The organism is Enhygromyxa salina, assembly GCF_002994635.1.
GTDB classification, from domain to species: domain Bacteria; phylum Myxococcota_A; class Polyangia; order Nannocystales; family Nannocystaceae; genus Plesiocystis; species Plesiocystis salina_B.
In genome coordinates this window covers 29,203-51,007 of record NZ_PVNL01000109.1, presented here as the reverse complement: position 1 = coordinate 51,007, position 21,805 = coordinate 29,203, and the positions used below count along the sequence as shown (strand labels likewise).

The 21,805-nt window shown below is 64.8% G+C and carries 15 protein-coding genes, 1 tRNA gene and 1 pseudogene; 13 read left to right on the top strand and 4 right to left on the bottom strand.

Translation table 11 applies throughout. The features are described from left to right. Positions 1-66 precede the first annotated feature (66 nt). From ENSA7_RS27010 to ENSA7_RS26985, 6 genes are all read left to right on the top strand, one after another. Positions 67-2,103, top strand: coding sequence for a bifunctional aldolase/short-chain dehydrogenase (locus tag ENSA7_RS27010; protein ID WP_106092237.1), 2,037 nt, complete (start codon positions 67-69; stop codon positions 2,101-2,103). Positions 2,104-2,127: 24 nt separating this feature from the next. After that, on the top strand, positions 2,128-2,940 hold the full coding sequence (locus tag ENSA7_RS27005) for an amidohydrolase family protein (RefSeq protein WP_106092236.1): 813 nt from the start codon (positions 2,128-2,130) through the stop codon (positions 2,938-2,940). Between the two features lie 8 nt (positions 2,941-2,948). Continuing rightward, positions 2,949-5,690, top strand: a complete 2,742-nt coding sequence (locus ENSA7_RS27000; RefSeq protein ID WP_146158169.1) for a WD40 repeat domain-containing protein — start codon at positions 2,949-2,951, stop codon at positions 5,688-5,690. Between the two features lie 63 nt (positions 5,691-5,753). Further along, positions 5,754-5,826 (top strand) — tRNA-Ala (locus tag ENSA7_RS26995). 537 nt (positions 5,827-6,363) lie between these two features. Beyond that, on the top strand, positions 6,364-6,930 hold the full coding sequence (locus ENSA7_RS26990) for a DUF262 domain-containing protein (RefSeq protein WP_106092234.1): 567 nt from the start codon (positions 6,364-6,366) through the stop codon (positions 6,928-6,930). Positions 6,931-7,064: 134 nt separating this feature from the next. Then, positions 7,065-8,396, top strand: coding sequence for an HNH endonuclease family protein (locus tag ENSA7_RS26985; protein WP_181234153.1), 1,332 nt, complete (start codon positions 7,065-7,067; stop codon positions 8,394-8,396). A gap of 283 nt (positions 8,397-8,679) precedes the next feature. Here ENSA7_RS26985 and ENSA7_RS26980 read toward each other — a convergent pair whose 3' ends face one another. Beyond that, entirely contained in the window at positions 8,680-9,966 is a 1,287-nt protein-coding gene (locus ENSA7_RS26980) for a DUF4215 domain-containing protein (protein ID WP_106092232.1), read from the bottom strand. A 245-nt stretch (positions 9,967-10,211) separates the two neighbouring features. After that, positions 10,212-11,555 carry a serine hydrolase domain-containing protein gene (locus ENSA7_RS26975; RefSeq protein ID WP_244923924.1) on the bottom strand — a complete coding sequence of 448 codons (1,344 nt, stop codon included), beginning with the start codon at positions 11,553-11,555 and terminating at the stop codon, positions 10,212-10,214. A 301-nt stretch (positions 11,556-11,856) separates the two neighbouring features. Here ENSA7_RS26975 and ENSA7_RS26970 point away from each other — a divergent pair, with 301 nt between their 5' ends. From ENSA7_RS26970 to ENSA7_RS26950, 5 genes are all read left to right on the top strand, one after another. Then, entirely contained in the window at positions 11,857-13,185 is a 1,329-nt protein-coding gene (locus ENSA7_RS26970) for a hypothetical protein (RefSeq protein WP_106092231.1), read from the top strand. A gap of 13 nt (positions 13,186-13,198) precedes the next feature. Then, complete coding sequence (locus ENSA7_RS26965) at positions 13,199-14,221, top strand: DUF2169 family type VI secretion system accessory protein (protein WP_106092230.1); 1,023 nt, start codon at positions 13,199-13,201, stop codon at positions 14,219-14,221. Positions 14,222-14,619: 398 nt separating this feature from the next. Beyond that, complete coding sequence (locus tag ENSA7_RS44230) at positions 14,620-15,264, top strand: beta-ketoacyl synthase N-terminal-like domain-containing protein (protein ID WP_181234152.1); 645 nt, start codon at positions 14,620-14,622, stop codon at positions 15,262-15,264. After that, positions 15,261-16,448, top strand: coding sequence for a DUF4150 domain-containing protein (locus tag ENSA7_RS26955; RefSeq protein ID WP_106092228.1), 1,188 nt, complete (start codon positions 15,261-15,263; stop codon positions 16,446-16,448). The genes ENSA7_RS44230 and ENSA7_RS26955 overlap by 4 nt, the downstream gene beginning before the upstream one ends. After that, positions 16,441-17,262: a hypothetical protein gene (locus tag ENSA7_RS26950; RefSeq protein ID WP_146158168.1), complete on the top strand. Its 822-nt coding sequence runs from the start codon at positions 16,441-16,443 to the stop codon at positions 17,260-17,262. The genes ENSA7_RS26955 and ENSA7_RS26950 overlap by 8 nt, the downstream gene beginning before the upstream one ends. A 28-nt stretch (positions 17,263-17,290) precedes the next feature. Here the strand turns inward: ENSA7_RS26950 and ENSA7_RS26945 are convergent, their stop codons facing one another. Then, the gene (locus ENSA7_RS26945) at positions 17,291-18,505 is read right to left on the bottom strand and encodes an RICIN domain-containing protein (protein WP_106092226.1); all 1,215 of its coding nucleotides are present in this window, start codon (positions 18,503-18,505) and stop codon (positions 17,291-17,293) included. Positions 18,506-18,513: 8 nt separating this feature from the next. Further along, positions 18,514-18,924: pseudogene (locus ENSA7_RS26940) on the bottom strand (ankyrin repeat domain-containing protein); the annotation flags it as partial. 60 nt (positions 18,925-18,984) lie between these two features. Between ENSA7_RS26940 and ENSA7_RS26935 the strand changes: the two are divergent. Then, positions 18,985-19,827, top strand: a complete 843-nt coding sequence (locus ENSA7_RS26935) for a ribulose phosphate epimerase (RefSeq protein ID WP_146158167.1) — start codon at positions 18,985-18,987, stop codon at positions 19,825-19,827. A 211-nt stretch (positions 19,828-20,038) separates the two neighbouring features. After that, positions 20,039-21,571, top strand: a complete 1,533-nt coding sequence (locus tag ENSA7_RS26925; protein WP_181234151.1) for an NHL repeat-containing protein — start codon at positions 20,039-20,041, stop codon at positions 21,569-21,571. Positions 21,572-21,805 lie beyond the last annotated feature (234 nt).

Below are 21,805 nucleotides of genomic sequence, written 5' to 3'. Positions count from 1 at the left end.
AAAATCGTTCCACCCAAGACCTCGACCCCTGCGCGCCTGCACAGGCCGCGGTACAACCGTCGGCGCATGCAAAGCCGCTGGTCGGATCAAGACGCGCGCGACTACATCGAGCGCTACGCCAACGCCCCCCACGCCAACGAGGACGTCGCCCTGCGCGTCTACAGCTCGCGCCTGATCGGCCGCGAGCCCAGCTTGGTCCTGCACGGCGGCGGCAACACCTCGGTCAAGACCCAGCTCGTCGACGACACGGGCGCGACCGTCGAGGTCTTGTGCGTCAAGGGCAGCGGCTGGGATCTAGGCGACATCGAGCCGGCCGGGCTGCCCGCCGTGCGGCTCTCGACCCTGACCGAGCTGCGCGCGCTCGAGGCCATGACCGACGAGGACATGGTCAACGCCCAGCGCACCCGCCTGCTCGACGCGGGCGCGCCAAACCCGTCGGTCGAGACCCTGCTCCACGCGTTCTTGCCCGCCAAGTTCATCGATCACTCCCACGCCGACGCGATCCTGGCCTGCGTGGATCAGCCCGAAGCCGCGCGGATCTGTGCCGCCCTGTTCGGTGAGCGCCTGGCCCTGGTGCCCTACGTCATGCCTGGCTTCGCGCTGGCCAAGCTCGCGGCCGAGGTCGCGCAGGCCCACCCCAAGGCCGAGGGCCTGTTGCTGCTGCAGCACGGCCTGTTCACCTGGGGAGCGACCGCGCAAGAGTCGTACGAGCGCCACGTGTGGGCGGTCGACGCGGCCGAGCGCTACATCGGTTCATGGCAGCAGACCCAGCAGCCCCCCGCCAGCGCCGCGCCCAGCGTGCAGCCGGCCCGCTTCTACCCGGAGCTGCGTGGGCGCGTGGGCACACGAGATCGCCGCTACTTCTTCGACATGCGCAGCAGCGAGGCGATCCGGCGGTTCACCGATCGCAGCGATCTCGTCGCGGTCTCGCAGCGGGGCCCCGTCACGCCGGACCACGTGATCCGGACCAAGGCTGCCCCGCTGCTGCTCGATCTACGCGGCCGCCCGGCCAGCGAGTACGTCGGCGAGATCGAGCGTGCGCTCGCCGAGTTTCGCGGCGCGTATCGAGCCTACGTCGCGCGTCAGGCCGAGGCCCGGCCGCAGCGAACCATCACCGCGCTCGACCCCGATCCACGGGTGATCCTCGCGCCCGGGGCCGGCGTGATGATCGGCGTGGGCGGCTCGCCGAAGGCCGCGCGGGTCGCCGCGGATCTATATGAGCACACGATCGACGTGATCGAGGCCGCCGAGGCGATCGGCAGCTACCAGGCCCTGCCCGAGACCGATCTGTTCGACATGGAGTACTGGTCGCTCGAGCAAGCCAAGCTCGGCAAGAGCCAGCCGCGTCCGCTCGATGGTCACATCGTGCTCGTGTCCGGCGCGGCCCGGGGGATCGGCGAGGCCACCGCCCGCGCGTTCGCCCGCGCGGGCGCGTCGCTGTACTTGATCGATCGTGAGGCCGACGCGCTGGCGGCCGTCGCTGGCTCGCTGGGTGCGGCCAGCGAGATCGTCGATGTCAGCGACGAGCAAGCTGTGCGTCGCGCCGTGCAAAACTGCGCCCTGACCTTCGGCGGCCTCGATGGGATCGTGTCCAACGCCGGCTACGCGCCGCAGTCGTCGATCGCCAGCTGCACCACCGAGCTGCTTCAGGCCAGCTTCGCCGTCAATTTTTACGCCCACCAGTGGCTGGCCAGCGAGGCCTTCTCGCTGTTTCAGCGCCAGGGGATCGGTGGGTTCTTGCTGTTCAACGCCTCGAAGGCCGCCTTCAACCCGGGGCCCATGTTCGGACCCTACGCCCTGCCCAAGGCCGCGCTCGTGGCCTTGACCAAGCAGTACGCGCTCGAGGGCGGGCCGCTCGGCGTCCGCGCCAACGCTGTCAACGCCGACCGGATCCGGACCGGCCTGATGTCCAGCGACGACGTCGAGCGCCGCGCCGCCGCCCGAGGGCTCGAGGTCGACGCCTACTTTCGGTCAAACTTGCTCGCGCGCGAGGTCACGGCCAACGACGTCGCGGCCGCGTTCGTACACCTGGCGCTGGCCCCCAGCACGACCGGCTGCGTGCTCACCGTCGACGGTGGCAACATCGCCGCCAGCCCGCGCTGATCCACCTCTGCCGGAGCGTTCACCATGATCATCGACGCCTGGATTCAGCACCCTACCCCCGCGTTCATGCGCGATCCGATCTTTGCGTCGTTGCTGCGCTGGATGGGCGTCGACGAGGTCCCCGACGCGATCCCGATCGAGCTCACGATCGCCGCCCTCGACGCCGCCAAGATCGATCGCGCCCTCGTCAGCGCCTGGTACGGCCCCGCGGGTCCGCTGCTGAGCAATGACGAGGTCGCGGCCATGACCCGGGCGTACCCCGATCGCTTCGTTGGCGTGGGCTCCGTGGATCTACGCCACCCGATCGCCGCCGTCGAAGAGGTGCGGCGCTGCGTCGAAGAGCTCGGGTTCAAGGCGATCCGGGTGTTGCCATGGCTGTGGGAGCTGGCCCCGGATCATCGCCTTTATTACCCGATCTACGCCGCCTGCGTCGCGCATGGCGTGCCGTTCTGCACGCAGGTTGGGCACACGGGGCCCCTGCGCGGGTCCGAGTATGGCCGACCGATCCCGCACCTCGACAATGTCGCGCTCGACTTCCCCGAGCTGACGATCGTGGGCGGGCACGTTGGGTATCCGTGGACCGACGAGATGATCGCATTGGCGACCAAATACCCGAATGTGTTCATTGACACGAGCGCCTACAAGCCCTCGCGGCTGCCGGCGCAATTCGTCGAGTACATGCGCAAGCACGGGCGCAAGAAAGTGCTGTTTGGCTCGAATTGGCCGATGATCGCCCCGGCCCAGTGCGTGGCCCAGATCGATCAACTCGGGCTCGACGACGAAGCCCGCGAGCTGTATTTGCATGGCAACGCGCAGCGGGTGTTTGGACTGAGCTAGGAGCTACCGTGGACCATCTCGCTGCCGCAGCCAAGGCTCTCGGGGGCGCGCCCGATCCCGTTTTGGCCCTCGACCACCTCGTTCGGGCCTGGCGGGACAAGCATCGCTGGCCCGAGCTCGCCGAATTGGTCGAGGCGCTCAGCGCCAAGCTCACCAGCGGGCTCACACCTATAGACCCCAACCTGAGCGACGCCGACTACCACGCCGCGTGGATCGCCAGGGCCAGCGAGGCGGCCTCGTTCGAGCTCGAGCTGCTGGTTCCAGGCATGTTTCGGGGACCGCTCGGCAAGCGCGTGAAAGAGCGGTTCGAGCTGCTGGTCCGCTTCGAGGACGACCCGCGCCTGCACGCTGCGTTCGCCCGCATGATCACCGAGCCGCCCGTGATGGCGTCCTCCAACTTTGGGATCTGGTCGCGGCTGTTCGGCATGCTCACGGCTGCTCCCGACATTCGCCTGCGACCCGTGCTCGAGCGCCGCCTCGAGACGGTCGGCGGCAGCTCGCAGTTTTGGCCGATGCTCAACCAGCGCTGCTTCGCGTTGTTGAAGCGGCTGCCCGAGCGCCTGCCCGAGCCCAGCGACGGTGAGCGTGAGCAGATCGCCGCGCTCCGGGCCCAGATCACCGCGCTCGAGGCGTTTGACCCCAGCACCGCCGCGGCTCGCCCGGGTGACACGCTCGCCGCCGAGCTGCTCGCCCACGTCCACGCCGAGCCAGACGTGATCGAGCACCGCATTGTGTGGGCCGACGCGCTGATCAGCGCAGGCGATCCCCGCGGCGAGTTCGCGCAGCTGCAGCTCGCTCGCCCCCCCGATCAGCTCCCCAGCAAGCGCGAGCGACAGCTGCTCACCAAGCACGCGCTCGCGTGGCTCGGCCCGCTCGCCGCCGTGATCGAGCGCAAGACCCTTCGCTACGAGCAAGGCTTTCCCGCCTCCGCCGAGGTCGTGTTCGACTCCGCGACCGAGCGCGACGTGATCCACGATCCCGCGTGGGCGACCTTCCGCGCGCTCGAGTGCAACGACGTCGAGCTGCTGACCCACCCCAACCTGCGAGCGCTGCGGCGCGCGGGCGGGCTTGGCTTCGCCCAGCTGCGGCGCCTGTGCGAGCACGTTGGCGAGCCCACTGGTCTTTACACGCTCGGTCCGATCATCGCAGAGCAGCTGCCGCCCTTCGAGCTAGACCACCTGCGCGCCGCCCCGGCCACCTGGCTCGCCAACGTCCGCGAGCTGTGGCTGCACCTCGACGACCACAACCTTTCGCGCCAGCCCAGCGCGTTCGCGTGGCTGTTCGACACCCCGCTTGGCCGGCGTCTGACCAGCTTTCGGTTGTCTGCGTTTCCGTTTGCCAGCGGCGATCCGCGCGGTCTCGATGCCACCGTGTGGTTGCAGGCCATGCGTGACTGGAACCAGCTAGAGCGGCTGCGGCTCGATCTGCACAATGTCTCGATTGAGCTGGTCCGCGATGGTCTGCGCGCCAAGCTGCGCGTGTTCAGCGAATTCGGCAGCAAGCCCAGCGACTACCACATGGACTCCGTGCGCACGCTCCTTGAGGGGATCGGGACCCAGTTCGATACAATTGAATTTGTCAGCCACGCCCGCGAGCCCATGCTCCGCGAGACGCTGGTCAGCCTGGCCAAGGCTACCGGGTTTGTCGAGTACGGGTATGAGCACGCGCCAAGTGATGACCCTGGGGTTGGGTCCGCCAATTGGCGGGCGCGACGAAGCTTGATTCAACGTCAGGAGCGCTCGGCCAGGCGGCGGACACGAAGCCGCAAGCAGACCAGGCCGATCCACCAGCCGCTCGAGGACACCCCATGGTTCCAGCTTCGAGACGGCATTGACAGGATGCGGCTGACCCACGGCGGTTGGGTCGAGTTCTCCGACGACAGCCGTGAGCTGTGGATGCACAACGACGCCGTGTGCGGGTTGTCGGCGCCCGGCCTCGAGCCTCGCTGGCGCCTGGCCGGGCAGCAACACGGCAGCTACGTCAGCTCCGTGGCGATCGATCGAGCTCGGGCGCGGATGTGGATCGGCACCGGCCAGGGCCTGACGCTGCTGTGGGATCTCGAGGCCCAGCGCGCGCTCGCCCGAGCTCGCTTTCATCGCAGCCTCGTCGGCACGGTTGCGGTCGTGCCTGGGCGCGAGCTGCTGCTGAGCTGCGACCGCGACGGCAAGCTCCACGCGTGGCAGTACGCCGCCAGCGACGACGACGAGTGTGTGGTCATGACCCCGCACGCCAGCGCCTCGCTCGACCGCGCCGCCGACGTGATCGCCGTGGACCCCGGCGGTGACACCCTGGCGCTGTTGAAGCGCACGGGGGAGGTCTCGCTGCGCGCGGTCGACGAGCTTGGGCGGCCCCGCGTGATCGGCAACGTTGGCTCACGCAACGGCGTGCTGCGCTGGGCGCCCGGGGGAGATCACCTCGTGGCTGCCGAGGCTGACGGCGGGTTGGTGATCTGGGGCGCCGATGGGACTGAGCTCACTCGCGTGCGGCTGCACGAGCAGATGGTCAGGGCGCTGTGCTGGACCCCCGATGGTCGCGCGCTCGTCACCGCGAGTGACTGCGTGCGCGTCAGCGACCGTGACACTGGGGCGGAGTTGCTGCGGATCGAGCCCGGACGGGGGCAGATCGGCGGCGTGGCCGTGTCGCCAGACGGCCAGATCCTGGCCGTGAGCGCGTGGGGCAACCTGAGCTGCTGGTCGCTCACAGATGGGCGGTTGCTGGGGCGGTATCCGGCGGCGTCAGGGGGGTCTTGACGGTCGGCGGTCGCCGGGCTATGTACCCGCTCCCGGCTCGCACCTGTGCGGGGCGGGGATCCCGGGGGCATAGCTCAGTTGGGAGAGCATCGCACTGGCAGTGCGAAGGTCAAGGGTTCGAGTCCCTTTGCCTCCATCGAAGACGGGCAGCTAGAACGGTCTAGCTGCCCGTTTTCAATTCTGGTGGTGGGCAGTGCTGCTGTGGTGTCTCGCCGTTCGCGCACTAGACGATCGGATGGGTTTGAGAACTGGATCGCGCTGGGTCCCGCTGTCGCGTTCGAAAAAATCTCGCAGACAGCATCAGGTCGTCCTACGGTGTTCATGAGTGTAAACTTGAGTAGCCGCCCGTTGCGGTTCCCAATCCGTGTGTCAATCGCGCTTGTGGATAGACCTATCGTGGAAGCTTGCGATCCACCGTCGGCCCTCGTATCTTGGCGCGGCTGCCCTCTGCGCACACCATCCACTCCAGTTGTCGGTGAGTTCGCTGACCCCGGCTCGATCCCATTAATAGATGGCTACGGTGGGGCTCAACCTCTCGAACTAAGCCAGATCGCTGGATCGCCCCCCGCGTATGTTGACTTGAAATGGTGGAGTCTCTCAAGTTGCCGCTCGAGCATTTTCGTAGCAAGCGGCTGCAAAGTTTGGCAAGCTCCAGATACGGAGAGAGCAGGCAATGAAAGCAACCGAAACGGAGTTCAAAAAGATTATCGAGGGCACAATCCAGTTTTTTGTCCCGCACTATCAGCGACCATATTCCTGGGAACGCAAGCAGTGGGCACAATTATGGGAAGACGTCGTCGCACTCGCAGTTGAGCGGGCAGACGCAACTCAAGACAATCCGGCATCAACCCACTTCATCGGCTCGATGGTCACCATGCCAGGATCATCAGTCCCGCAAGGTGTCTCCAAATTTGTGCTTATAGATGGCCAACAGCGAATCACAACCCTGATGTTGCTGCTGGCCGCGATCCGAGATTTTGCGAATGAAACCGGCGAAAAGCGCCACGCATCAATGATCCACAACCTCTATCTGACGAATCAGTACCAGGAAAATCTAGAACATTTCAAGCTTCTCCCGACCGAAGGAGATGATCCGCAGAGCAGCGACAGGAACGCGTTCGTTAGCGTAGTAGATCCAGACAGCGCCAAAATGGTGGAAGGACACTCGACAACGGCCGCATATGAGTTTTTCGCAAAAAATTGCGACATACAAGCTCAGAGAAAATCGGAACATTCATAGAAACCATCACCAGCGGGCTGGTCATAGTCTCTATCGTACTAGACCGCGATGACAACCCGTACACAATATTCGAGAGCCTAAACGCCAAGGGACGCCCCCTTTCGCAATCAGATCTCATTCGTAACTACTTTTTCATGCGCATCGACCAGAGCGAGCATGAGATGACCTATCGGCAGCACTGGCAGCCAATTGAGCGACTGCTCAGCAACACAGACATGACAGAATTTTTTCGCCAGTACTTGATGAAAGACGGAGGGACAGTCAAGGTCGACGCTGTCTACGTCGAACTAAAACACAACACGGACAAGCGCGCTCACGCAACACCCATTGCGCAACTCCAGGAGATTCACCGCTACGCAGAGTATTACCGCCGGATAGTAGAGCCTGCGAACGAACCCGACCCCGCGCTCCAGCGGTCCCTCTCGAACCTCCGCCGGCTCAATTTTGGTGTAGCCGCGTCGTTCCTGCTGAATCTCTATGAAGACTATTCCACGGGACGAATTCTGGCGAGCGTATTGGCAGATACGCTGGCGGTCGTAGAGAATTTCCTGATCCGTCGGTTCGTTTGCGGAATACCCACCAACGTTCTCAATAAACTCTTCCCTACTCTATATCGGCAGGCGCGGCTCGACGAGGCTTTCAGCCTCGACCGCCTAAAGTCAATATTGTCAGATCGAGGATACCCATCTGACGAAGACTTTCGTGCCCGACTGTCCGAAATTCGCCTGTATGGCGGCGGAGACCGGAGGGAAAAGTCCCGCTTCATTCTCGATCGCCTGGAGGACTCATTTGAACACAAAGAGAAAGTGGTGGCGACTCCGCTGCAAGTTGAACATGTCATGCCGCAGACACTGAGCGCATCATGGCGGGAAGCGCTGGGTGACGACGTTGATGACGATCACGATTCTTTTCTGCATCGCATCGGCAACCTAACACTGACGGGGTACAATCAGGAAATGTCAAATGCGCCGTATGCCGTCAAGCGGAAGCATTTGATTGGAAGCCACATCGAACTCAATCGCCACTTCCAGGGTGTTGAGACTTGGGATTTCGAAGCCATCAAAAGGCGGTCGGAAGCACTCGCCACGAGGGCACTCAGCGTCTGGCCGAATTTCCATCCGCAAACAGCAAAATCGAAGCAGGCACCTGAGCGGGTTACTGGGACAAAACCAACGGCGATCCGTATTGGCAAAGAGAGTCACGATGTAAAAATGTGGTCGGAGGTACTCGAAAAGGTCATTCGATACCTGAACGAGTCCTACCCTGATCGTTTCATCACTCTAAAAGAGAGCTTTCCCAAGTACATATCTTTGGACCCAAGTAGCCTCCGAGTGCCGCGTAGCGCTGGCAACAGCTACTTCTACGAAGCGAACCTGAGCGCCCAGAGCATTTATCGAGTCTGCGAATACATACTTCAACTCGCCGACTGCGGCGACGATTGGAATATCGACACCAGGGATGCGTGAGCCCTCCAACGTCCCGAGCGACGACGCAGCGATGCACTGCTCGCTGGGGCTGCGATGGAACGGCTGCTCCATCACCGGTAGGTGATGGAGCTCGAGGGCGACCCCTTTCGCAACCCGCCAACGAAGGGGAAGCGGGCCGCGTGGGCGACGCGGGTGGATCCCCCCCTCTGCCAAGATAGTTGCAGAGTTTCCGCGGCAGCGTAGACGCCACTGCGGCGGGGCAAAAAGCCGCCCCGCCGCAATGACAATCACCACCTCGCCAACATTAGTTGGCACCACGAGCTCACTCGCAAGGACAGATCGACCGACGCGAATTCGGACCGCAAGCCACCCCGTTCTGGTCCATCTGCGTCAAGTGGTTGACCGGACAAGGCGCGTGTGTCGAGCACAGAAGCGGACCGATGAGCGCCGTGTTGGTGTGATCCCCCGACATGTCCTCCAGACACGCGTAGGTGTAGCCGGCAGCAGAACCCGTCAGGCCAAACGCGGCGGCGATCGTTTGACACTTGGGGGTCGAGTTTTGGGCGTTGAACCAGCCCTCGGTGTCCGCGGTCGGCTGGAGCCCGAGCGCCGCGCACGTCGCGTTGCACGGCTGACCGCAGGCGGCGGGGTTGTAGCACCACAAGAACCCGCTCACGAAGTGACAGCTGTCCGGGATGTTCTGCTCGCACGTGTTGCTGCAGTCGTCGTCGTCGTCGTCGTTTCCGTCGTCGCACTCCTCGACGCCCTCGTGCACGAATCCGTCACCACACGTGGCTGACAAACAGCCCGAGACGCACTGGTCCGTGTCGTCCATGTTTTGGTCGTCGCACTCCTCGACGCCCGCTTGGACGTGGCCGTCGCCACACGACGCCGCTGCGCAGGTCGTGAGGCACTCGTCGGTCTCCACGTCGTTGCCGTCGTCGCACGACTCGTTGCCCTCCCACACAAACCCGTCGCCACAGGCGGCCGGGGTGCAGGTCGACGGACAGTCGTCGGAGTCCACGTCGTTGCCGTCGTCACAGACCTCGACGTCGAGCTGCACGTACCCGTCTCCGCACGACGGGTTCAGGCAGGTGTCGAGGCACTCGTCGGTGTTGTCCATGTTGCCGTCGTCGCACTCCTCGCTGGCTTGCACGGCACCGTCGCCGCAAGTCGCCAACGCGCACCGGTTGGAGCACTCGTCGTCGTTGATGTCGTTTCCGTCATCGCACGCCTCGACGCCCTCATGGACGTAGCCGTCACCGCACGCAGCGACGGTGCAGTTGTCGAGACAGGCGTCGGTGTTGTCGGGGTTGCCGTCGTCGCATTGCTCGTCCCCTTCGACGGCCCCATCGCCACATACGGGATCACCTTCGCCGTCGCCATCGCCATCGCCATCGCCGTCGCCGTCGCCAGGGTCTCCGTCGCCGTCGCCGTCGCCGTCGCCGTCGCCGTCGCCAGTGTCGCCGTCGCCGTCGCCGTCTCCCGTCGACCCCGTGGTCCCGACCTCGTCACCGGTGGTGGTGTCCGTGGACGTGTCGTCGGTACAGGCGAGAAAACCCAAGAGGGCCGTGGTCCCCAGCAAGGTGTAGAGGGAGCGTGTTTTCATTCCGGCAGGGTACCATGTGTTGGAGCTGCTTTGAGCGGCGCGAATGCGCACAGTACGTGCGCGCTATTCGACAAACGACGTATTCGTGTGAGACGCGCAAACCCAAGAGCAGGCCAGCAGCACGGCACCACCACCAACGGTCTGGCCGCCGCTCCGAACGACTGCGATGCAAGCGCATCATTGGTCGACCCGATGAGCATAGACGAGCGCTTGTCGGGCGGCGATCTCGTGGCCGAGCAACTGCATCAGGCATCTGCGGCCTTCCCGGTGTAAGCGAGCCCCAGCCTGACCAGGGCCCAGAGGACGCCCGTGATGGCAGCGGCGATCATCGCAAGGGCCAGATCGGGCTGGAAGACACGCAGTGTCGCCATTGGCACGCCGAACAGACGTGGGACGATGACCACGAGGACCAAGGCCGAGCCGAGGGTGGTCAACAGCGGGAACCACAGGCTGAACATGCCGAAAAGCCCGCTCTTGGCGCGGAGGTCGTCACGATGACTCCACGCCCACACGATGCTCAACAGAAACACGAGCGGGAGCAGCACCAAAAAAATGAAGGTTGCTTTCTGCACCCAGCGGCTCGGCTCGCCTTCGTAGTCGAGACCAAGGGCGCTGGTGGTGATACCGTTCTGCAGCGCGGCCGTCTCCCCGAAGCCGATCCCGCTTGCCGCATTGACCAGCACGACAACGCCCTTCTTCTCCTTCGGCAACATGGTCAGCAGCGTTTCAACGCCCGGGCTTGCGCCGGAGTGCCAAGCCGTACCGTCCTCCGGATCCAGGAACCATCCCAAGCCATAGAACGGAGAGGTATCGCTCGCCGGCTGCATCATCGCCGTCTTTGCGCGGGCGCTGATGATGTCGGTCTCTCCATTCATCATCACCGCCATGTAGCGCGCCAGGTCGCTCGCGCTCGAGACGACTCCGCCTTGTGGAGCCGTGCCAAGGTCTGTCCTGTTGTCCTCGAGAGGTCGCTTGGTCCAGAACCAGGGCCTATGCCCCGTTGCCATGGCGGCGTGGATCTCCCCGTCGGAGACAAAGCTGTGGTCCATGCCAATCGGCTCGAGGATATGGGTCTCGATATAGTCGGGAAATGGCTGCTCGCTGACCACTTCAATTAGGCGACCGAGGATCTGGTAATTCGCGTTGGAATACTCCCACACCTGGCCGGGCTCGTAGGCAGGATCCATCGTTGCCAACTGAGCTGCGCGCCGTGCAATCGGGCCCTTCTCCAGCGAAAGTGCCGGTCCCGAGACATGTCCCTGAAACGTGGAAAACCCGCTCGTGTGGCTGAGCAACCGGCGGATCGTGATCGCGCCTGAGGGCTTGTCTGCGAACGCCGGCAGGTGGCGCGATATCGGATCATCGAGCGACAGCTTGCCAGCCTCGGCCAGCTGCATCACGGCCACGGCGGTGAAACTCTTCGAGATCGAGCCGATCACGAACGGTGTCTCGGGGACGATCGGCTCATCGCTGCCAAGCCGCTTGACACCTGCCGCACCGATCTCGGTGATCTCACCCTGCTCGACGACCGCATAGGCGACGCCCGGCATGTCGAGTGCGTCGGGGTCTCCGAGCCGCTGCTCGGCCACCGCCCGAGAACTCTCTCGTTCGGCCAGGGCGCCCAAGGGCGGCTGAAGAGCGAGAAGGCCAAGCCCCAGCGCGCAAAGAAGTTGTCGCATCATTCTCCGTTGATCTCTCGAGCCGACTTGTCAAACTTGCCGGGGACTTCGGAGCTCTCGTTTCTACAGGGGGCGCGCATACGCGCCTCGAGCTGCTATTCCGGCGTTGAGGGCCTACCGCCGCGCCAGCGGTTCTCGGAAGACGCCCCCCACATCAGCCCAGACCATGAACGCTCGATCGAGCATCCCAAATTCGCTACCGTCGCTCCACATGAGACCCCTCTGGCACATCCTCGAGCGCCACCTCGAAGAGGCCGACTTCCTGCTCGAGGTCTGGACGACCTGCCTCGACGCGCCCGACTACACCCTCGACGAGCTCGCCGCGGGTCCCGAGGCTCGCGTGATCGCGCAACTCAACGGCTTGGCCGTCGGCGGCGCGCCGATTATCGACGAACTGCTCGCGCCCACGCTCGAGCGTGAGCCACTCGACACCTCGCTCGCCTGCGCAGCCGCGCTGGCGCTGTTCGAGATCGGCTCCGTCGACGACTGTTCACGCGTGTTGAAGGTCCTCGACAGAACGCGGCCTGGCGACGAACGATGGTTGGGCATCACGCGAGGTCTCGAACTCAGCGAACGCGCCGGGCTCGATCAGTGGTTGATCGAGCAGCTCGGCCACGGAGGCGCCAGTCCGCGTGTGGCCGGGCTCGCCACGGCGGCGGCCGAGCGCGGGGTCGATCCTGGCTCTGCCATCGCGCAGTTAATCGAAAACCAAGACCCCCACGTCTCGAGCGCAGCAGTGAAGCTCGCATGTAACAGCTCAGATGCGCGGTACCTCGCACTCGTCGGACCACTCGCACAAGCCGAAGCGCCTGAGGTCCAGCGCGCCGCCCTCGAGGCCGGCCTCATTCGTGGTTTGCGCGGAGCGTGGGAGTCGGCGATCTACTGGGCGTTTACCGAGCGCCCGTGTCCGTTCCGTCGAGACGCTTTAAGTTGGGTAGCGATGCTTGGTGACGAGGGTTGCCAGCGCCGTGTGCTGAGCCTGCTCGGGGTCGAGGATCTCGCCAGGGATGCCCTGTGGGCCGCGAGCTTCGGTGGTCATGTCGCGGTTGTCGACGCCGCCGTCGCGTTGCTCACCGACGACGAACTCGGGCCGCTCGCGGGCGAGACTCTGTCCGCCGTCGCTGGCGCGCCCACCAACGACGAGTCTCTGTGGCTCCCCAACACTCCGACCAGCCACTCCTCCGAGCTCCCGGCCCTGGAACAAGATCTCGACACCGACCTCAGCGAAGATCCCGAGGATCGGATTCCACGCCCAAACCCGGAGGCACTCGCGGCGTGGTGGACCGCCAGGCGAAATCAGCCTCTCAACGCACCGCGGCTTCTCGCCGGGCAGCCATGGTCGCCGAATGGTCTCGTCGCGGCGCTGCGCGCCATGCCGCTGCGTCGCCGACACGCGCACGCGCTGGAGCTGCGGATCCGTAGCCACGGAGCACAACGCATCAACACGCGTAGTTGGGCCGCACTGCAGCTCGATCAGCTCGCCAGCCTGAACCCGGCTGCACTGACCTGGGTGGGAGGACTCCCAGCACCCCGGAGCTGAGCACGAGGACTAGATGGAGATCGTCAATCTCACCCCCTTCGCCGAGCACGTGATGCCCTCGATGTCACGCGATGATCACGACCTCACGTTGCTCGTGGTGATGGCGAGCTTCGACCTCCCGCAGCCTCACCGTGGCACGAGCCTTTGCCGAGCCGACGAACAACCCCCTCCGCCGATCTCCGACGCGTATCACGGCGACCCCAGCTCCTCGAGCCTGCGGGTGGAAGGACAGTCGACCGCTGCGCGACCCGGCACGGACATCTACGTCCGGGGTCACGCTTGGGGGCCCAACGGCCGACCGACTCAACAGGCCGAGCTCCATGTGCGGGTTGGGCCCTGCCGCCACAGCGCCTTGGTCGTGGGGGAGCGTGTCTGGGTGCGGAGCTTCGCCACGCTCACCGCGACACGGCCGGCCCCGTTCGAGCACATGCCGATCGTTTGGGAGCGCAGCTTCGGCGGTAGCCCTGTAGGCGTGCGGGGTCGTCAAGCGCAGATATCCGCCCGCAATCCCGTGGGTCGTGGCCTCCACACCGATCAGGCTGCCGCGGATGGCCAGCCTCTGCCAAACTTTGAGGACCTGAGCCAGCCCATCGCCAGCTTCGGGGACCTCCCCGACCCCGTCGGCTTCGGTCCGATCGCCCGTCACTGGCAGCCCCGCCTGTCCTTCGCCGGCACCTATGATCAAGCTTGGGTTGAGACCCGCGCTCCGCTGTGGCCCGAGGACATGGACGAGCGCCTGTTCTTCGCCGCAGCGCCTGGGCTTCGCGCGCAGCCCCACTTGCGCGGCGGCGAGCCCGTTCAGCTGCTCGGATTGCACCCCGATGGCCCGATCGGGTTCGAACTCCCCTCACTCGCGCTCACGGCCCGCTTCGAGTTTCGCCGCCGAGTCGTCGAGCAGAGCCTGGTTCTCGATGCCGTCGACATCGACGTCGACCGAATGCGCCTGGCGCTGATCTGGCGGACCGCGGTACCCGAGGACATGCTGGAGATTCAATCGCTCCTGGTGCGCGAGCTCGCCGCCTGGGAGCGAACATAATGAGCGGAGAGATCGACATCCTCGCGCTGGGCATGGCGAGCCCACTGGGACTCAGCTCCCGTGCCACAATCGCGGCTCTGCGCGCGGGCTTCGCTGCTCACGAGGACGTCGACGAAGTCGAGGACTTGGCGGGGGACAGTGTGTCCGCCTGTCGGCTCGAGGAGCTCGACACGAGCGCGAGCCGTGTCGAGCGAGCCCATTTCTTCGCTGCCCATGCGCTGGCGGAGACCCTGAGCTGGCGGCGCTGGATGACGCCGCCCGCCACGTTCCTCGTTGGTCCCGAACGACCTCAGGCTTCGAACGTCGACTCCGGGGCTTTGTGGGCGAGGTTGCGAAGCAGCTTTGAGGGGGTGCCGCTGCCCCCATCCGCGACCGTGATTCCACACGGACGCGCAGGTTTGTTTCACGCACTCGCGCTCGCTCGTGATCAGCTCTTCGCCGGTGCTGTCGATCTGGCGCTGGTTGGTGGCGCGGACTCGCTCGTCACGACCGACGAGCTCCAGCAGCTCGCGCGAGACAACATCCTCCTGGGCAAGAGCAACCCCGACGGCCTGATCCCCGGCGAGGGTGCGGCGTTCTTCTTGCTCGCCCGACGAGGTGAGCCAGGCGCCCTCGCCACCATCGAGACGGTCGCGCTCGGACAAGAACTCGAGCCGCGGAGCATGGGCGGCCCTCCAAGGGCAGCCGGACTCACTCGGCTGTTCGCGCAGCTGCGAGGCACCGGAGCCGCCCGCGCTGAGGTCGTCGTATCCGCGCTCGCGTACCAGCGTTGGTGGGCCCGCGAGTTCAGCCACGCCTACCTCCGCAACGCAGCGCTGATGCCCGAGCCGCTGGTTGCAGTGGCCCCGAGCTCAGGCCTGGGCGATCTCGGGGCGGCAGCGGGCGGGGTCGCTCTGGCCACAGCCGTTTGGGAGTTCCACCCCCTGGTCGCCCGCCGCGGGGCGCGGGTGCTCGACCGCGCCCTCGTCTACGGTTGCACCGATAGCGGCACGCTCGGTGCCTGCCTGCTACGCTCCCCCCGAACCCACGGCGAAATATCATGACGAAACCTGTCTACGCCAACGACCGTCAGATCCTCCACGCTGGTGACGGCCTCGTTCACGTGTCTGCCCCACCCGACGTTTGCAAGACGCCCTCTCCCGGGGGACCACCCATGCCCGTCCCCTACGTCAACTCCGCCGCGAACCGGGATCTGAAGAAGGGATCCAAGCGCACGAAGATTGGGAACAAGTCGATCGCCATCGAGGGCGCCAGCCTCAAAACCAGCACGGGTGACGAGCCCGGTAGTGCGGGCGGCGGGCTGATGTCGTCAAAGACCAAAGGCGCCATGACCTGGCAGACCGCGAGCCCGAACGTGCAAGTCGAGGGCAAGGCTGTCGTGCGGTTCATGGACGTCACGATGCACAACGGGAACACCTTCAACACCGCGTTTCAGGCCCACGGCGGTACGGGGTTCGCGTATGCCGATGACTTCGACGGTGCTTGTCCGATCTGTAAAGAGGGCCCGGAGCGGCACCGGATTCTGGAAGATCCGGACATTGCTAGCCGCGCCAACGACATCATCAAGGATCTACGGGCAGAGTATGCCAACCGCAACCGCCACGACAGCCTTCGCGTCGCATTCAAGAAGGGGCGCGGCTACATGATCGCAGTCATGAGTTGCCTGTGCAACAACGGAAAGAAGACCTGGGCGGCGGCCTCGGGCCCCACAACTCTCGATGGTTTTGCCGCCATCGCGGGCCGTCACGTGGACAACGTGATCTCTGGTGGTGCTGCCACGGTCGAGACGCTCGGCGCGGCAAATCGGTCACCAAAGGCAACAGCCATGGACGCGCTAGATCGGCGATGGAAGGCCATCAACACACTCCGAAAAAACCCTGATTTCGATTCTGCTGGATACTCTGCACCGGGCAACTGCGCCGCCGCCAAGCTAATCGCCGGCGCAAAGGGTCATGTGCCCGCACGAATGACCGAACGATTTTTCTCCCCTCAAGCCGAGTGGTCGGCCACGTACAGCGTGCGTTCGAGTCGGCTGAGCAACGAACAATTGCAAGCGCTCGCCCCGGTGGAGCTTGACGCGGTAATGCGAAATGCTCTCGCAGGGGATGCCGAACCCGTTTCCTTCCGTGCTGGCCCAGACCAGATCCAGACCGTTGCTTCTTGTCATACCTGTCAAGAACTCCTGTACATGGCAGTCTGCCAGAAGGACGATCTCCCCTGTGGATAGCTCCCATCTACGCCAACTGCTCGACTTCGTCGAAGCTCAAACTCCCGGTACTCTGGCACGCTATCCCCGGGTCCCGCAGACCCTGCTTGACGATCTTCTCCACGCCTGCCCGCCGAACGTCGCAGCGTCCCTGCCACGCGCTGCGCTGGAGGTCATCTCGTGGCTTGGGGGCAGCGACTCCAACACGATCTCGGTTTTCGGAGCCACCTACACGACATCGATCGAGCGGATGCTTGAAGATCTCGAGTTTCAGGTGCTCGCCGACCGTTTTTTTCGCGTCGCCGTCGACCGGAACCCGGAACAGATGACACAAGAAGATCTGTACGTTGACCTCTCGCGCAGTGACGGCGAGGACGCGCCTCTCATCGTGCTTGTCGAGGAGTGGCATGGCGAGGAGCCTGCCGCTCGCGGTCACACCATTCTCAGCAAAGCGCTCGAGAGCATCTTCCAGCACTTCGATCTCAACAAGCGCGGCTTTGTTGGATACCTGGCCAAAGCCTACCGTCCGCACAAAGATGACGTACGCTGGGAAGATTACGCGGACGCCATGGCGCAGCTCGCCGAGCGCATGGGGCTTGCTGAACTACTCGAGATTCGACCAGATCTTCGCTGCTACTCAACCCCCGCCCTTGGAGTGATGTTCGACGCGATGGGCGTCGACCTCCGGACCCCCGACGGTTACATTCAGGTCTGGATCGGCGCCGAGAACCGGGACGCCTTCTTGAACTACGCCGCCCAAATTCGCAGGGCCATGCCACCGATGCCAATCCTCGACGAATGGCGCATCCCCCGCGATCCGAACCGCCCCATTTGAGTACAGCTCTGATCGTCAGCCAAAGCCACTACTTCGCCAGCGCGTGGCAGCTACAATTATTCCGATCCTCAGGCAAGTACCGCGCCAACAGGTCATGCAACCCCCGATCAAACGAGCGCAGCTCGGCGCGAGTGTTCACATGATTATGAATCCCATTAGCCGGGATCGACTCATCATTCAGATAACACCAAGACTGCACCCCCTCGGCGAAGTACTCCTGAACAGAGGCCATCGCATACGTATTACCCTCCTTCCCCAGCTTCTTGGCCTTCGCCTTGGCCTTCACGTATAGCGCGTCGAGTTCCTCGTCGAACGCCTTGCCGTACACCTCGCTCCTGGCCCAGTGCATGTTGTGGGCGAACTCGTGCAAGAAGATATCCTCGTTCGGGTAGGTGTCGGCCGCCTGGCACAGCACGTTCTCCTCGGCGCACAGCTGGACGGGGATCAACGGTGAGGCGCCGTAGCCTCGCACGGTGTCGATGTCGCGGCCGTCGTGGGGGTTGGGCATCTTGGCCTTGTACTCGGGGATGTCGGTGGTGACCTCGCCGTTGCCCATGACGACGATGCTGATCCCCAGCGCGATCATCTTGGCCCGCACCGCGGGTACCCGCGAGAGCGCCTGCCTGACGGTGTAGCGCACGCGGTACAGCGCGGCGTCGGGCACCTTGTTGGAGGACAGGATCGGGATGCCCTCCGCGTCCAGGTACTTCTTGTAGAAGCTCGGCTTCTCGAGGTGCTTGGGCACCGGGCCCACGCCGCTCTCTTTGGTCAAGCGCCAGTGTTGACCCGACACGTTCGCGGTTGCGGCGAGTATGGGTCGGTCGTCGCTCGCGTCGTTGACGATGTCCAGGCTCTTGTCCGTGCCCAGCCAGCGGGTGCTGAGCCGCACCGCCCCGTTGGTGGTTGGCGTCAACTTCCAGTGCTGACCCGAGGCGTTGGTGGTCTTGGTGAGGATCGGCGTGTCGTCCCGGGCATCGTTGATGATGTCCAGGCTGTAGCCCTCGCCCCTCCACATGGTGGTCAAGCGGTAGTAGCCGTCGCCGACCGGGGTGAGCTGCCAGAACTGCCCGGAGACCTCGGCGGTGTTGCGCAGCCGCGGCTTGTCGTCGGTGGCGTCGTTGACGATGTCCAGGCTCTTGCACTCGCCCTGAAACTCGGTGGTCAGGCGGTAGTAGGCGGCGGCGTCGATCGGGTCGGCGGGCGCGAGCACGGCCAGGAAGTGAACCAGCGCGAGCGTGAGCATGCGCCATGCTACCGCAGTCGCCGCTCATCCCCCAAGTCGCCGCCATTGGACCCTGCAGCGTCCGCGCCGAGCTTGTCGATCCGCACGACCAGTACTTCGATCGCGCGTCGATCGGCCTCACCGAGCGTCGCGCCCCGTGAGACCAGCAGCTCTGCGACCGCGACGTGCCCGCCCGTGAGCGCGTGGGTCAGCGCGGTCTTGCCCTCGAATGATCGGTGCAAGTCTGCCCCCGCGTCCAACAGCGCGCGGACAATGTTGAGATTCCCCCATTCCGCCGCGTACTCGAGCACGGAGCGCTCGACCTCGGTGTCGACATAGTTGGGGTCTGCGCCGTGTCGGAGCAGCTGCTCGACGAGCCCGAAATTTCCCCAGGAGGCGTGAAAAGTCAGCGGAGTCTCGTGGTTGCTGGTCGTGCGGTTGAACTCGCATTTCCCAGCAGCACTTGCGGCCCACGCGCAGTTGTTGGTAGACTGAACCCGGTGCTTCTATCTCGCAACCGGCTGGTGTCTGCGGTGCTGCTCCTGGGCGCCTGCGGACCTGCGCAGCCTCCCGCTGGTCCCATGACGGACAGCGAGTCGAGCGAGGGGGTCGCAACCAGCGAGGACGCCAGCGAGGGCACGAGTGAGCCGAGCGCAGAGAGCTCGGGCTTCGTCCCGACCGACGAGGGCGACCTGCCGCCCGACTGCAGCGTGTTCGAGCAAGACTGCGGCGAGGGGGAAAAGTGTGTCCCGTGGATCGACCCAGACGGCTCGCCCTGGCTGGGTTTCACCTGCGTCCCCGTACTCGGCGAGCAGGGCGTGGGAGAGCCTTGCACCCTCGATTTCGAGGACTCCTCCGACGACTGCGACGCGGCGAGCAGCTGCTTTTCATTCTCGATCTTCGACGGCGTGGGGGCTGGTCAGTGCCACGCGTTTTGCACGGGTTCGGGCGACGATCCGATGTGCCCGCCAAGCCACACTTGCCTGATCGGCAACGGCTATCCGGGACCTGTGTTGTGCATCCCCCAGTGCGATCCGCTCGCGCAAGACTGCGGCGAGGAGCTTGGCTGCTACTGGTTCGGGTCCTTCTTTAGCTGCGCTGCGAGCAACGGCGCTGGTCCAGCAGAGCCCTGTGCGGTGTTCACCGACTGTGGCGCAGGCAACGTGTGCGTGGAGGGGGACCGCATCCCGAGCTGTGACCGCGCTTGCTGCAGTATTTTTTGCGCGCTGAGCCTCGGCGACGTGCCGTGTGCCGAGCTGCCGGGCACCAGTTGCCAGTCCTACTTCCAGCCAGGCACCGCGCCGCCGGGGTACGAGGACCTCGGCGTGTGTATCGCGCCCTGAGCCAACCCGGATCGCCCCAAAGCTCCCCCGACGCGCGATTTCGCCCATTCGCGTGAACAGCACTATCCTTTCAGCCAACCAAACATCCTCTACGCGCCTCTATCAGCGTTCTGACGGCAAATCTCCCCTATCCCATGGCCAGGATAGCCAGCGCACATCCCCGCAGCAGGCTCCTAATAGTAACGTGTGGCCATCACTCGGGAGATCCGCCATGTCCATCGCCAAACCTAGCTTGATCGCCACCGTCAGCCTCACCTCGCTCATGTGCCTCACCGGGTGCTCCTCGTCCTCCGACGACGGGGCGTTCAGCGGCGGCCTCGAGGCCGATGGCACCGACGGCGGCACGCTCAGCACCAGCACGACCAACACCACGACCAACACCAGTGGCGACGGCGACGGCGACACGGGCGATGGCGACGGCGACCCGGGCGACGGTGACGGCGACGGCGACGGCGACGACGACTCCGGCGGCCCCAACACCAAATTCGACCTCGGCACAGTCGGGGACGCTGGCGAGGGCACGGGTGGCCCCGGGGGTCCCGGCTCGTGTCGTGAGTCCGAGATCTACGGCGCGGCCGGGGGCTTCCCGGCGTTCGAGGATCCGGCCTACGCGGACTTCCTCGACAAGACGATTGCGATCGTCACCCACCGGGTCCAGAGCGGCAACTTTGGCCAACACTTACTCACGATCGTCGACATCTCGGGTGATCCCCCGCCGCCCAGCGTGAATTACCTGGCGCCCCTCTACACCCGTCCAACCTGGAACGAGGCCAATTTCGGCGGCAGGATCTTCGGGATCACGCTGGACTCGGACGGCAACATCTACGTCGCGCCGTCGACGGTGTACGGGGCCACGCAGAACACGTCGACGATCAAGAAGATCGATCGGCTCTCGGGTGAGATCAGCAACTTCGCGACGTTGCCCAACAACGGCCCGGCGATGGGCAACCTCAACTACGACTGCGTGAGCGAGACCATCTACGTGTCAAACCACGAGGACGGTCGCATCTATCAGCTCGACGTGTATACCGGCGACGTCGTCAGCACCTATCACCACGCGACGGGCAGCGTGACCATGGGGCCGGCCAACGATCCTGGTGAGCCCAACGGTTCGTTCGCGCCGCTCGGCGAGCGGGTCTGGGCCGTGCAGTCGCACGCAGGCCGGCTCTACTACAGCGTGTGGTGGGAGCACTCGCAAGCCAGCAACCAGGCCAAGAACAACGAGGTCTGGTCGGTCGCGTACGCCAGCCAAAATGGGATCCCCGACCCGGGCACGGCCAAGAAAGAGTTCGACGTGCCCAACGGCAGCGGCACGTCGATGCCGGTCTCGGACCTCAGCTTCGCCCACGATGGTTGGATGCTGATCGCCCAGCGGACCATGTACGGCGACATGCAGACCAGCGCCCACCAGTCGACCACGTTCGACTACGACTACATCAACGGCGACTGGATCTGGCAGGGCACCAACTACGTCGTCGGCGAGCTGATGCCGTACAGCGCCGCGGGCGGGGTCGACCATGACTTCGATCCGGGTGGCTATGTGTGGATGACCGGCGACGCCCTCGACTTCTACACGCCCGAGGTGGTGTACGGCCTGCAGGGCACGCCCTACGGCGGCGGTGACATCAACACCAGCACCGTCATCGACCTCGACCAGGAGATCACGCAGCAGGACAAGACCGCGTACGGCGACGTCGAGCTGCCGATCCCGGGCGACGTGTCGCCAGTTCCGCCGCCCGGCTGAGCTGAGGCTGTTTTCAGCTCGGGCGAGGCTGTTTTCAGCTCGGGCGAGGCTGTTTTCAGCTCGGGCGAGGCTCCTCGCCCGCTTGCAGGCGCCATTCGTAGACTGGATCACCTTGGGCAGCGGGCTGTTTTCAGCTCGGGCGAGGCTCCTCGCCCGCTTGCAGGCGCCATTCGTAGACTGGATCACCTTGGGCAGCGGGCTGTTTTCAGCTCGGGCGAGGCTCCTCGCCCGCTT